Origin of the sequence: Microbacterium sp. HSID17254 (assembly GCF_003989315.1) — a bacterium.
GTDB lineage: Bacteria > Actinomycetota > Actinomycetes > Actinomycetales > Microbacteriaceae > Microbacterium.
This window is the reverse complement of record NZ_RBLT01000014.1, coordinates 59,316-72,435: the sequence shown is the minus strand read 5'-3', so window position 1 is coordinate 72,435 and position 13,120 is coordinate 59,316. Positions and strand designations below refer to the sequence as shown.

Sequence of the window (13,120 nt, the reverse complement as noted above, 5' to 3'; positions counted from 1 at the left end):
CTGACCCCTCCGATCGAGACTGGAGGCATGCCCTTGAACGACCCGCAGGTATGGACGCTGATCGGCATCTTCGTGACGACGATGCTCGGCGGCATGACCCTCATGACGACGCAGTTCGGCCGCGTGCTCCGCGCGGAGATCGGCGGACTGCGTGGGGAGATGACCGGCGAGATCGGCACCCTGCGCACCGAGATGACCACGGCGATCTCCGGCCTCCGCACCGACATGACCACCGAGATCGCTACCCTCCGCACCGACATGACCACCGAGACCACACGACTACGCAGTGAGATCGGCGCCCTCCGCACCGACATGACCACCGAGATCGGCGCCCTCCGCACCGAGATGACCACCGAGATCTCCGGCCTCCGTGCCGAGATGACGACCGAGATCGGCACCCTCCGCATCGACACGACCACCGAGACCGCGGGCCTCCGCACCGACATGACGAACGAGGTCAGCGGACTCCACGGGGCGTTGGCGGCGCTGCACGCAGTGATGATGCGCGAGGTCGGCGGGCTGCGCGCGGCAATGGGTGCGCTGCACGGGGCGATGATCGGGCTGCGTGGCGAGATGATCGGCCTCCGTGGCGAGATGACCGCGCGGCTCGACGGCCTCGATCACGGCCTCGATCGATTGGAGGTGAAGGTCGACGATCTCGACAAGGAGATGACGAACCTCGCGGCGCGATTCTGGCGCTCGCAGTAGCGACGCCCCGTTCAGGCGCGCGCGGCCGCGCGCTGCACCTCGCCGGAGAGGACGATCGTCCGGGCCGGTTGCTCGTCGCCCTTGATACGATCCAGCAGCATCCGCGCCGCCGTCACACCCATGAGGCGCGCGGGGAGCCTCACGACGGTGACGGCGGACGGCGACAGCGTCGTGAAGGGCAGCGACCCGATCACCGCGACACCGAGCTGCGGCGGGGTGAGTCCGCGCTCCGTGAGGACCTGGATCGCGCCGACACCGATGAGGTTGTTCCCGGCGACAACCGCGTCCGGCGGCTCCGGCAGCGCGAGGAGCTCCTCCATGGCCGCGCGCCCGCCGTCGACGCGGAACGTGGCGAAGCGCTGGAGCGAGGAGAGGACATGATCGGAATCCATCGCCGAGAGCGCTTCCCGCCAGCCTTCCGCACGCTCCGCCGCGGTGTCGATGTGCGCGGGGCCACCGATGTACGCGATGCGCCGATACCCGGCGTCGAGCAGGCTCTGCGTCGCTGCGGCGCCCGCCTCCCGGTTGGCCATGACCACACCGTCGATGTCGGCGTCCGTGCGACGGTCCACCGCGACGACCGGCCGCCCCGTCGCCCGCACCGGCCCCAGATCCGAGTGCTCGTCCGCCGTCGCGATGATGACGCCCGACATGTTCTCGGCGATCGCGATCCGGAGGTACGTCGCCTCCTTCTCGGCCTGGGCGTCGGAGTTGCACAGCACGACGGAATACCCCGCTTCGGACGCCGCATCCTCCACGCCGCGCGCCATCTCGGTGAAGTACGGGTTCTCGATGTCCGGGATCACCAGGGCGATGACTTCGGAGCTCTGGGTCCGCAGCGTACGCGCCGTCCGGTTCGGGGTGAAGCGCAGTTCCTCGGCCGCCGCCCGCACCGCCGCCGCCTTCTCCTCCGACACGCTCGTGCCGTTGAAGACCCTCGAGACCGTGGCCGGGGAGACGCCGGCCCGCCGCGCGACGTCGTAGATCGTGGCCATGGGCACCCACTGTAACCGGTTTCAGCCTCAGCCCTCCGCGAGGAATCGATCGAGAGTCGTTCCGAGAGCATCGAGCCGGGTCCGAGCCGCATCCGAGAGCGGCCGGAACGGACGGCGGCAGTCGCCCAGTGTTCCCGCACCTCCCGCGTTGCGACCGGAGAGGTACTTCGCCGCGGGGAAGACGTCGATCGCGACGAGCTCGGCGATGACATGGTTTATCCGGCTCTGCACCCACTGCGCTCCGACCAGGTCGCCGGCGTCGAGGAGGCGCCGCGCCGCCTGGAAGAGCTCGACCTGGAGCCCCACGGTCGTGCCGATCGTCCCGCGGGCACCGGCGGCGAGCGCGGGCACGAACACCTCGTCGAACCCATTGATGTAGGCCTTGTCGGGGAACGCCGCCTTCATGCGCTCGAGGGCGTACATGTTGTGCGCGGTCTGCTTGAGACCGATCACGCGATCATCGCCCAAGAGTTCTCCGGCCGTCTCCAGCGTGAACTCGGTCCCCGTGAACTGCGGGATGTTGTAGACGATCAGCGGGAGGTCCACGGCGTCCAGCACCGCACGGTAGTGGTCGAGGACGGCCTCGATGCCGAAGGAGTAGTAGATCGGCGGGATCATCGAGAGGGCGGAGGCGCCGGCGCGCTGCGCCCGCCGTCCGAGGTCGATCGCCTCCCGCGTCGACAGCGCGCCGACGTGGGCGACGACGGGGATGCGCCCCTCGGCGGCGCGCACGGCGGTCTCCACCACCGCGGTCCGTTCATCCGCTGACAGGAGGAGACCCTCCCCCGACGACCCGCAGCAGTAGATCCCCTCGACGCCGCGGGAGACGTAGTCCTCCACGAGCGTCGAGAGCAGTCCGGTGTCCACCGCCCCGTCCGCGTCGTAGGGAGTGGCGATCGCCGCCATCAGCACCCCGAGGTCCGCCGCGGTGGTCACCATGCGGTCCACCCCCCGTCCACGACGAGGTTCGCTCCGGTCATGTAGCGCGAGGCATCCGAGAGTAGGAAGACCGCGGCCCCGTTGAAGTCGGTCGCCTCCGCCATGCGTCCGATCGGGATGCGCGCGGTGTAGTTCTGCTGGAACGCCGCGTCCTGCGTGTCCCGACCGACGCCGGAGGGCGTGAGGGTGTTGACCCTGATGCCCTGTCGGCCCCAGTACGTCGCGCAGTACCGGGTGAGGTTGTACAGCCCCGACTTCGCCGCCGAGTAGGCCACCGGCTTCACGAACGGCACCCCGGTCTGCTCCTCCTTGTAGGCGTAGATGTCCTGCACCGGCGACACCATCCCGTAGATCGAGCCGACGTTGATGATCGAGCCCGGCGTGCCGGCCGCGCGCATCCGGGCGCCGGCGGCCTGCGTGACGAGGAAGGTGCCGACGAGGTTCACGTCGACCACCTCCCGGAACACCTCGAGGGGGAAGTCCTCGAAGGGCCCGGAGACCTCGGGGGGCGCGCTCGGCTGGGTGTCCAGACCGGCGTTGTTGATCACGCCGTCCGGCGCCGCACCCCACGCCTCGACGATCGCGTCGAGGCCGGCCTCGACGCTGTCCTTCGAGACGATGTCCACGGAGACGCCGAGGAGGCGCGGGCTGTCGGCGATCTCGGGGAACACCTCCTTCAGGCGTGCGGCGTCGACGGTGCGCGATGCCACGGCCACCCGGGCACCGCGTCCGTGGAGCTCGCGGACGAAGGCCGATCCGATCTGGCCGAGGCCGCCGGTGACCAGGATGATGCGGTCGGTGAGGTCGAAGATGTCCGTCATGTCGTTCGCCTCCCTCAGCTCACCGCGTGCCGCGCGAGGTTCTCACGGTCGTACTCCAGGCCGTTCCCCGGCGCTCCGGTCGGGACGAAGAACCCGTTCTGCGGCCGCTGCGGCACGATGACGCCGAGGTCGCTGAGCGTGCCCCCGTCCGTCATCTCGCCGAACAGGGCGTTGGGCACCGCGCAGAGCACGTTCGCCGTGAGCTCCATCACGAAGTGCGGCGTCATCGGGGCGTTGTACGCCCGGCCCAGGGCGGCGATGTCCATGTAGGGCGTGATGCCGCCCACGCGACCGACGTCGGCCTGGATGAAGTCGCACGCGTCGGCGAGGAGGTACTGGTTGAACTGCTGGAGCGTGTAGACGTTCTCCCCCAGCCCGATCGGGATCGGCGAGCGGGCCCGGAGGCGCGCGTGCGAGGCGACGTCGTCCACGCGCAGCGGCTCCTCCACCCAGTAGAGGTTGAGGTCGCGGAACCGGGTGACCGCCCGGACCGCCTCCCCGTACGTCCATCCCTGGTTCGCATCGACCATGAGCGGATACTCGCCGACCGCCTCGCGGATCTTGGTGAGCCGGTAGACGTCCTCCTCGAGGTCCGGCTTGCCGACCTTGACCTTCCCGGCGGCGTACCCGTCGGCCTTCCACTCCTTGACCTGCTCGACGACCTCCTCGGCGGACAGGTTGAGGTTGATGCCGCTGCCGTACAGTGCGACCCGATCGCGCACCTGGCCGAGGAGCTTCGCGAGCGGCTGCTCGTAGTGCAGCCCCAGCAGGTCCCACAGCGCCACATCGATCGCGGCGAGGGCAAGCGTGGTGGTGCCGCCGGGGCCGTTGTCGCGCAGGTGCTGCCAGGAGTGCTGCCAGACGGCCCGCGGATTGACCTCGCGGCCGATGAGCGTCGGGATGAGCTCGCGCAGCGCCGCCATCATCATCTGGCCGCCGACACCGGAGGTGTGGCTGAACCCGGTGCCGACCAGTCCGGTATCGGTGGTGATGTCGGCGAGGATGATCTCGATGTGGGTCACCCGATGGATCTGGTCTCCCCAGGGCCCCTTGGGGAGGGGGATGCGGGAGAGCTGGAGGTCGATCGATTCGATTTTCATGCGTGGTCCTTCCGGGACGACGAGGAGGGGACGGGCGCTTCAGCCCTTGACGGCGCCGGCGGCGAGACCGGCGACGAGGCGCTTCTGCACGAGGAGGAAGCCGACGACGACGGGGAGCACCGAGAGCACGCCGCCCGCGGTGAGGAGGTCCCACCGGATCTGGTACTCGCCGATGAACAGGTGCAGGCCGACCGGCAGGGTGCGCGTCGCCGTCTGCGAGGTGAAGGTGAGGGCGTAGAGGAACTCGTTCCAGGTGAGGATGAACGCGTAGGTTCCCGCCGCCACCATCCCGGGCCGCAGCAGGGGCAGCAGGAGGATGCGGACGATCTGTGCGGACGAGGCCCCGTCGATCTGGCCCGCCTCCTCGATCTCCCGGGGGATGGAGTCCGCGAACCCCTTGAGCAGCCAGGTGGCGAACGGCGTGGCGAACGCGGCGTGCACGAGCGCGAGACCGAGCGTCGTGTCCATCAGCCCCATCCCGCGCAGCTGCCCCTGCAGCGAGATCACGAGCAGCACGGCGGGGAACATCTGCGCGAGCAGCAGCCCGATCATCACGGCCCCGCGGCCGCGGAAGTCGAACCGCGACATCGCGATCGCGGCGCCGGTGGAGACGACGAGCGTGACCGGGACGGCGATCGCGGCGACGGTGAGGCTGTTCCGCAGATAGGTCAGGAACGGCGTCGTCGACAGCAGTTCGGCGTAGGACGCGGTCGTGAACTCGGAGGGGATGAGGTTCGCTCCGGCGCCGGCGAGCTCGTCCCGGGGCGTGAGCGACGTCAGCAACATGACGATGTAGGGACCGAGCACCATCGCGAGCACGCCGAGGAGGGCGATCGCGAAGCCGGTCCGTCCCGCGAGACGGCCGAAGCGGACGGGAGCGGTTGTCGTGCTCATCGCGTGGTGTCCTTCCGGGTGAGGCGCACGTAGAGCGCGATGAAGACGGCGAGGAACAGGGCCTGGATGACCGCGTACGCCGCGCCGGCGCCGAAGTCGCTGGCCTTGTAGGTCGTCAGATAGGACTCCAGCGCCAGGGTCGTCGAGGAGGTGCCCGGCCCGCCGCCGGTGAGGATGAAGATGAGGTCGACGTAGTTCGAGGTCCAGATCAGGCGCAGGAGCGTCGTGATGAGGATCGTCGGGAGGATGGCGGGCAGCACGACGTGGCGGAACACGCCGACCGGGCCGCACCCGTCGATCTGCGCCGATTCCTTGAGCTCGCCGGACACGCTCTGCAGTGCCGCGAGGATCATGATGGCGAAGAGCGGGATGCCCTGCCAGACGTCGATCATCACGAGCGTCGGCAGCGCGGTGCTGTTCTGCGAGAGGAACTCGATCGGTGCGTCGATGATCCCCGCGTTCAGCAGCCACTGGTTGAGGACGCCGTTGTTGGGATCGAGGATCCACTTCCACATCAGCGCGACCAGGACGCTGGGGGTCGCCCACGGGATCATGATGAGCCCGCGGTACACGCCCCGCAGGGGGAAGCGGTTGTTCAGCATGAGCGCGAGCGACAGCCCGCCGATCAGCTGGAGCGCGACGGCACCGAAGGTCCAGAACGCCGTGCGGCCCAGCGTGGGGACGAACTCCGCGGTACCGATGACGCTGGCGAAGTTCTGGAACCCGACGAACTCGAGCACGCCGGTGAAGACGCTCACGTCGTTGAACGAGAACCAGATCGAGCGGACGAGCGGGTACCCGGCGAAGACCGCGACGAGCACGATCGCCGGCGCGAGCAGGACGAGGGGGGCGACCGAGCCGCGGCGCGCGCGTCGCCGGGGCCGGGTCACCGGCCGGCGCGGGGCCGGCCGGCCGGTGACGACCGCTTCCGTGAGGGTGGAGCTTGCCATGTCGATCCTCAGCGCAGCACGTCGGACATCTTCGTCAGCACGTCCTGGCTGCTGATCTCGCCCTGGAACGCCTGCTGGATGAGCGGGTTCCACTCCTTCGCGGCGAGCTCGGCCACCCCCTCCAGCGCAGGCCACGTCTTGGCGGTGGGGATCGCGTCGACGGCGACCGCGAGCTGCGGGTCGGACGAGTACGCCTCGGTGTCGATGACCGACTCGAGCACCGGCAGCTGACCCTGCGGCGAGGCGGAGATCTTCTCCATCTGCGCCTCCTCGCTCAGCCAGGAGATCCACTCCCAGGCGGCGTCCTTCTTGTCGGAGCCCTCGAGGATGACGTTGCCGCTCATACTGCCGAGCGTCGCGCCGGGCTTGCCGTCGGCCGTCGGGATCGGGACGACGCCGAGCTTGTCGCCGAAGACCCCCTGCAGCTCCTTCAGGGAACCCGGGTGGTGGATCATCATGCCGGTGAGGCCCTCGACGAAGTTCGTCTTGACGTCGGCGAAGGCGGCCGTGATCGATCCGGGGGGCGCCGCCTGCAGGTCGGTGACGATGCGGAGGTAGTCCTCGTTCACCGCGACGCCCTTCGCGTCGTCCAGGACGACCTCGCCGGAGTCGTCGACGACCGACGCCCCGCCGGCGTACATCCACGCGAGCCACTGGTCCTGTCCGCCCGCACCGCCGCGGACGTCGATGCCGTACCTGCCGTCACCGGTGAGGGCGGCCGCCGCGTCCAGGAGGTCCTGCTGGGTGCGCGGAGCCTCGAGCCCGAGCTCCTCGAAGTAGTCCGTGCGGTAGTAGAGGTAGAGCGTCGTGTACTGGTGGGGCAGCATGTACACCGCGTCCTCGCCGGGCAGCTGACCCGTCGCCCAGAGCGAGTCGACGACGTCGTCCGAGGCGTCCCAGCCGTTGACGTACGAGGTGAGGTCGGCGATGGCGCCCTGCGGCGCGAACTGCCCGAGCCACCAGTCCTTGCTGCGGGCGGCATCCGGCCCGGTGCCGTTCATCGCGGAGGACACGAGCTGGTTCTGGTACTGGTCGAGCGGGATCGTCTCCAGAACGACCTTCACGTCGTCCTGTGCGCCGTTGAACTCATCCGCGAGCTCTGTCCAGGTGGGGTCGGTCGCGTCGTCCTGCCAGAGCCAGTACGTGATCTCGACAGGGCCGTCGCCCTCCCCTGACGGGGCGCTGCCGGCACAGCCGGTGGCGAGGGCGACGACGCCGAGGGCGGCCAGGGCGGGGAGGATTCGGGTGGATCTCATGATGCGTACTCCTTCGTCGATCAGATGAGGGTCGTTCGAAATCGATTTCAAGACGGGTGCGACAGAACGCGCCGGTGCGGGGAGGGTCAGACCGGCAGCGCGGCCGTGGTGCCGAAGTCGATGTCCGGATAGCGGTTGCGGACACCGTAGAAGTGGGCGTCCAGCTCATGGACGGCCCGGCGGGTGTCGCCGGCCTCGATCGCATCGATGATGCGACCGTGCATCGCGGCGATGGCGGGATCCTCCTCGACGGGCTCCTCGCGTCGCGCGGCGGCGAAGACGACCCAGAAGGACTGCAGGAACTGATCCACGAACGCATTGCCCATCGGCGCGAGCAGCCCGCGGTGGAACTGCTGGTCGAGCTCGGCGAAGCTCTCGTTGCGCAGGGCGCGCTCCACCATCTCCTCCGAGAGCAGCCGCAGACGGGCCAGGTCGCTCGGCTGCAGGCGCGGGATCACCAGAGGGAGCAGAGACGTCTCCAGCGCGTGACGCACTTCCAGGAGTTCCCGGGTGGCGGCCTCCGGGTCGTCGACGAAGCCGATCCAGCGGGTGGCGAGATCGGCGGCGCGGAATCCTCGCCAGACCCGGCGCGCCCCTTGCCGGGACACCACGATGCCGAACGCCTCGAGGACGCTGAGGGCCTCGCGGATACGCTGCCGTCCCACCTCCAGCACGGCGCCGAGCTCGGCCTCGGTGGGCAGCGGGTCGCCGATCTCCAGCCCGGAGCGCTGCAGATGCTGAGCCAGACGTCGGGCGAGCGCGTCCGACAAGTCGGACCCGGTGACCTCGATCTTGTCTGACATGTTCCGTTCGCTCCTTCGCGATGTCGGCGGAATTCCCGGTTCTGAGCCTAGACAGTCGTTGCGTTGGTCGTCAAGTGCCCTCTCGCCCACATTCACTTGTCGGACAAGTGAGCGAGCGGATACGCAGAGATGCCGCGACCCGAAGGCCGCGGCATCCCGTCCGTGCGTGTCCCGGATTCGCGTCAGCGGTGCGCGGCCACCACCTGCGCGACGGCCGCCCGCTGGTCGGCGGAGGGCTCGGCGATCGCCATGCGGCAGTGCGTGTCCACGACGTCGAGCACGCGGTACGCCTCCTTCATGCGCGCCATGTCGCCGCCGATGAGCGCGACGACATCGTCCACGGCGGCCTGTGCCGCGGCGATGGCATCGGCATCGCCGGAGCGTCCGGCGTCGGCGAGGGCGCGGAACGGCTTCGGCGTCACGGAGGAGACACCAGAGACGACGCCCTGCGCGCCCGCTTCGACGGCTGCGATGAGGTCACGGTCGGCGCCGGTGTACAACTCGAAGTCGGCCGGCACCACCGCGCGGTACGCCGCGATGTCGTCGAGCGAGAGCTCGCTCACCTTGGCCCCGACCACGTTCGGCAGGGCGGCGATACGCACGAGCAGCTCCGGCGAGACGGGGTTCCCGCTGCGCGCGGGATAGATGTAGACGTAGAGGCGTCCCTCCCCCACGGCTGCCGAGACGGCGCGGTAGTAGTCGAGGATCGCGTCGTCCGTGGCACGCAGGTAGTAGGGGGTGAGGGCCGCGAACTCCGTGGCCCCCAGCTCCTTCGCGATGCCGATCAGGCGCACGGCCTCGAAGGTGCTCGGCTGTCCGACGTGCACGATGACGCGCATCCGGTCCGCCAGCTCCTCCAGCGCGGCACCCACGAGCGCCCGGAACTCGTCCGCGTCCACGGCGGGGAACTCGCCCGTGGTGCCGAGGACGAAGGCGCCCTCGTTCCCCGAGTCGGCCACGAACCGGAAGATCGCACGCGACCCGTCGAGGTCGAGGGTCCCGTCGCGATGGAACGCGGTCGGGACGGCGGTCAGGATGTCGTAGCGGGTCACTTCTCGGTCTCCTCGGGGGTCGTGCTCTTGCGGTTCTTGCGGTCGGCGCGTCCCCGGCGCGCACCGGCGTCGACGTTGCGGACGGTGGAGGTGAGCAGGTCGGGCTGCGCCGCGAGCTCGTCGTGTGCCTTCTCGATCTGCACGATGCTGTCGCTGTGGAGGATCGAGTCCTCCACCGAGGCCCGCTCTGCCCGGGGCGTGCGGGCGGCGCGGATCGCGGGCATCACGATCGACAGCACCGCGAGCGCGAGCAGGACGAGGGCGATCGGGCTGACGACCTCGAAGAACGGCCGCGTCGGCAGGATCGCCAGCGTGCGGGCGAGGTTCTCCTCGGCGAGCGGACCGAGCAGGAGACCGAGCACCACGGGTCCTGCCGGGACCTGCATGCGCTTGAGCAGCACGCCGACCACACCGAAGACGAGCATCGTGACGACCGTCGACAGGCTGTTCGAGGTGGCGTACGTGCCGATGATGCAGAAGATGAGGATGCCGCTCCACAGATACGGCTGCGGCACGTCGAGCAGCTTGACCATGCCCTTCATCCGCACGAGGCTCAGCGCGAGCGACAGGAGGGTCGCGACGAGCATGATCCCGACGATCGAGACGACGAGGTCGGGGCGGTTGGTGAACAGCGTGGGCCCGGGGGTGATGCCCCAGATGATCATCGAGCCGATCATCACCGCCATCACGGAGTCCCCGGGGATGCCGAGTGCCATCGTGGTGGTCAGCGAGCCGCCGAGCGTGGCGCTGGAGGCGGTGTCGGACGCGGCGACGCCCTCGATCGACCCCTTGCCGAACATCTCCGGGTGCTTCGACGCCTTGCGCGCCCGCTCCCAGCCGATGAGCCCGGCGATGTCGCCGCCGGCCGCCGGGATGAGGCCGACACCGAGGCCGACCGCGCCGCCGACCGCGGTGGCCCGTCCGCTCTGCTTCAGCTCCGCGCGGTTCGGCCACCACCGCCCGAGGCTCGAGATCGGTCGGACGTGCGACTTCCGGTGCGTGAGGAGCTGGTCGAAGAGTTCGGCGATGCCGAAGAGGCCGATGATGACGGCGATGAAGTTCACGCCCTCGACGAGCTCCAGCACACCGAACGTGAAGCGCTGGTCGGCGGTGGCGGCGTACGTTCCGACACTGCCGAGCATGAGTCCGAAGAGGCCCGCGAGGATGCCCTTGAGCATCGACTTGGACGAGATGCCGATCATGATCGCGATGCCGAAGACGACGAGCGCGAACAGCTCGGGCGACTTGAAGTAGTCCCGGGCGAAGCTGGCGATCGGCACGGCGGCGACGGAGAAGAGCACGAGCGAGGCGAGGATGCCGACGGCCGACACGATCGCGGAGATCGTCAGCGCGAGACCGGCCCTGCCCTGTTTCGCCATCGGATAGCCGTCGAGGGTGGTGGCGATGGAGGCGGGAGTCCCCGGGGTGTTGATGAGGATGGACGGCACCCGGTCGCCGAAGTTCGCCGCGACGTAGATCGTCAGCAGCACCGCGAGGCCCTGCACGGGTTCGAGGGTCATGGTGAAGCCGGCCGCGAGCGCGACGGCCATGGTCGCGGTGATGCCGGGGAAGGCGCCGACCATGAAGCCGAGGACGAGGCCGACCGCCATGTACAGCAGGATCGAGATGTCGAGGAGCGAGTTCAGCCCCTCCAGGAGCGCGTTCACAGGGGGATCCTCAGGAGCATGCCGAAGACGACGTAGACGAACGCCGTGACGGCGGCGGAGTAGATGACGAGGCTCAGCCAGCGGCGGTGGCCGTAGAGGAGCATCAGTGCAGCCATGAGCAGGGCGCAGGCGATCGGGAAGACCTCGATCCGGTAGCCGAAGAGGATGACCGAGCCGAGGGACCAGAGTGCGATGAAGGCACCGGCGATCGCGATCGTCGCGATCACCCGGAGGACGCCGCCCGGCTGGATGCGCTCGAGATCCTCCCGCGTGGGTGCCGGTCGCGTGATCGCGACGGCGAGCAGGGCGATCGCGATCACGACGCCGGTCACGCCGATGACGAGCGGCCAGAAGCGGGCGTCGATCTGTCCGGGGGCGGCCTCGCGGCGCAGCGGGATCTGCGTGGCGAGGAAGAGATAGCCGGCGGTGATCGCGAGGGCGACGGCGGCGAACGCGGTCTCGAGGGGTCGCGAGGCGGTCGCCCCCTCGTAGCCGCCCGGCGCGGCCGACTCGGCCGCGGTGTCGGGGCTGGTCATGGTGCTCCTTCGTCGGAGGACGCGGCGGGGTCGGCGCGTGCCGACCCCACCGGAGGTGTTCAGCCCAGGAGATCCTGGAACAGGGCGAACTGGTCGTCGACGAACCCGGTCCACTCCGTGGAGTCGCGGTAGACCACGAGGTTGCCGGCGTCCGCCTGGAACTTCTGGTAGCTCTCGGACTCCACGGCCTCCTTGACGGCGGCCTCGAGGGCGTCGTGCACGTCGTCGGGCAGGCCGGCCGGTGCGTAGATGCCGCCCCAGCCGCCGAAGACGACCTCTTCGCCGATGGCCTCCTCGACCGTCTCGACGTCCTCCGCGTCCGGGTGACGCTCGTCGTTCATGACCGCGAGGATGCGGACGGCCTCGCCCTGCGCGAGGGCCTCGCCGAGTCCGGAGACGGCGGCGACGGTCTCACCGGACGCGGCGGCCGCGACCGCCGTGGCGCCACCGTCGTAGGGGACGGGGGTGAAGTCGGCGTCCGTGGCCTTGCCGAGACCGAGGGTGGCGGCCTCCCAGATCGAGCCGGCGCCGGAGTTCGCGACCGTGACCGCGCCGGACTTCGCCTGGGTGACGAGGTCGTCGAGGGTCTCGATGCCGCTGTTGGCACCCACCGTGATGACGCCGGGGGCGAGCATGATCTGTCCGAGCAGGTCGAAGTCGTCGGGCAGCACGTCGGCGCTCTGGGTCGTGTTGAGCATCGCGATCTCGACCGGGGCGAACCCGATGACGTAGCCGTCCGGATCCTGCGAGCCGACGTACTCCATCGCGAGCGCTCCCGCGGCGCCGGGCATGTTCTCCGGGATCACGCTGACGCCGAGGATCTTCTCGAGCTCGGTGGCGAGCGCGCGGGACGACAGGTCGGAGCCGCCACCGGGGTTGGCCTGGATGATCAACCGGATGTCGTCCTCGGGATAGGTCGAGGCGGCCCCCTCGCTCTCGTCGACCTTCGTGCAGGCCGACAGCACCAGAGCGGTGGCGGCGAGGGCGGCGAAGGCAGCGGCCGCCCGAGTGATGCGCATGCGGGGCATCTTTGCTCCTCTACGTGGGTCGACCGTGTTGTCGACACCGCGAGGCTACCAGTGTTGACTGTTAACAGTCAACACTGGCGCGTCGCCCACGCGGGCGTCCACACCTCGCTCCGCCGCACTCCGGACATGACCCCGCACCGGGTCGACGAGGGTGACCCGATGTCCGCGGTCGAGGAGCGAGCGCACATGGACGCCCGCCCCGCCTCCGACATCGATCACGCGACCCTCGGCGAGGTGCTCCGCGATCAGCTCCTGGATGCGCTGGTGCTCCAGCGGCCCCTGCGCCGACCGGGTCGTCAACCGCACCGATTCGTCGAACTGCTCCTCGTAGTAGTCGCGGATCCGCTCGTCGAGCTCACGCTGGTCCATGG

Annotated in this window: 14 protein-coding genes; 1 reads left to right on the top strand and 13 read right to left on the bottom strand. The window is 69.6% G+C overall.

Going from position 1 to position 13,120, the window contains the following annotated elements:
* The first annotated feature begins 27 nt into the window (after positions 1–27).
* Positions 28–708, top strand: coding sequence for a DUF1640 domain-containing protein (locus tag D8M34_RS10540; protein WP_126893957.1), 681 nt, complete (start codon positions 28–30; stop codon positions 706–708).
* 11 nt (positions 709–719) lie between these two features.
* Here the strand turns inward: D8M34_RS10540 and D8M34_RS10535 are convergent, their stop codons facing one another.
* The 13 genes from D8M34_RS10535 to D8M34_RS10475 all read right to left on the bottom strand — a co-directional run bounded on the left by D8M34_RS10535 (position 720) and on the right by D8M34_RS10475 (position 13,118).
* A complete protein-coding gene (locus tag D8M34_RS10535; RefSeq protein ID WP_126893956.1) occupies positions 720–1,703 on the bottom strand; it encodes a LacI family DNA-binding transcriptional regulator in 984 nt (327 codons plus the stop codon).
* A 27-nt stretch (positions 1,704–1,730) separates the two neighbouring features.
* Complete coding sequence (locus D8M34_RS10530) at positions 1,731–2,642, bottom strand: dihydrodipicolinate synthase family protein (RefSeq protein ID WP_126893955.1); 912 nt, start codon at positions 2,640–2,642, stop codon at positions 1,731–1,733.
* Positions 2,636–3,463 (bottom strand): SDR family oxidoreductase, encoded by an 828-nt coding sequence (locus tag D8M34_RS10525; RefSeq protein WP_126893954.1) that lies wholly within the window; start codon positions 3,461–3,463, stop codon positions 2,636–2,638. Before D8M34_RS10525 ends, D8M34_RS10530 begins: the two co-directional genes overlap by 7 nt.
* A gap of 14 nt (positions 3,464–3,477) precedes the next feature.
* Positions 3,478–4,563, bottom strand: coding sequence for a mandelate racemase/muconate lactonizing enzyme family protein (locus D8M34_RS10520; protein ID WP_025102648.1), 1,086 nt, complete (start codon positions 4,561–4,563; stop codon positions 3,478–3,480).
* 39 nt (positions 4,564–4,602) lie between these two features.
* Entirely contained in the window at positions 4,603–5,457 is an 855-nt protein-coding gene (locus D8M34_RS10515; protein ID WP_025102649.1) for a carbohydrate ABC transporter permease, read from the bottom strand.
* Entirely contained in the window at positions 5,454–6,407 is a 954-nt protein-coding gene (locus D8M34_RS10510) for a carbohydrate ABC transporter permease (protein WP_085605087.1), read from the bottom strand. Before D8M34_RS10510 ends, D8M34_RS10515 begins: the two co-directional genes overlap by 4 nt.
* An 8-nt stretch (positions 6,408–6,415) precedes the next feature.
* Complete coding sequence (locus tag D8M34_RS10505) at positions 6,416–7,663, bottom strand: ABC transporter substrate-binding protein (protein WP_126893953.1); 1,248 nt, start codon at positions 7,661–7,663, stop codon at positions 6,416–6,418.
* Positions 7,664–7,749: 86 nt separating this feature from the next.
* Complete coding sequence (locus tag D8M34_RS10500) at positions 7,750–8,466, bottom strand: FadR/GntR family transcriptional regulator (protein WP_067245866.1); 717 nt, start codon at positions 8,464–8,466, stop codon at positions 7,750–7,752.
* 182 nt (positions 8,467–8,648) lie between these two features.
* Positions 8,649–9,518, bottom strand: a complete 870-nt coding sequence (locus D8M34_RS10495; RefSeq protein WP_126893952.1) for a dihydrodipicolinate synthase family protein — start codon at positions 9,516–9,518, stop codon at positions 8,649–8,651.
* Positions 9,515–11,185 carry a tripartite tricarboxylate transporter permease gene (locus tag D8M34_RS10490; RefSeq protein ID WP_126893951.1) on the bottom strand — a complete coding sequence of 557 codons (1,671 nt, stop codon included), beginning with the start codon at positions 11,183–11,185 and terminating at the stop codon, positions 9,515–9,517. Before D8M34_RS10490 ends, D8M34_RS10495 begins: the two co-directional genes overlap by 4 nt.
* Complete coding sequence (locus D8M34_RS10485) at positions 11,182–11,721, bottom strand: tripartite tricarboxylate transporter TctB family protein (RefSeq protein WP_126893950.1); 540 nt, start codon at positions 11,719–11,721, stop codon at positions 11,182–11,184. Before D8M34_RS10485 ends, D8M34_RS10490 begins: the two co-directional genes overlap by 4 nt.
* A gap of 59 nt (positions 11,722–11,780) precedes the next feature.
* Complete coding sequence (locus D8M34_RS10480) at positions 11,781–12,749, bottom strand: tripartite tricarboxylate transporter substrate binding protein (RefSeq protein WP_126893949.1); 969 nt, start codon at positions 12,747–12,749, stop codon at positions 11,781–11,783.
* 45 nt (positions 12,750–12,794) lie between these two features.
* A complete protein-coding gene (locus D8M34_RS10475; RefSeq protein WP_126893948.1) occupies positions 12,795–13,118 on the bottom strand; it encodes a class I SAM-dependent methyltransferase in 324 nt (107 codons plus the stop codon).
* Positions 13,119–13,120: the final 2 nt, after the last annotated feature.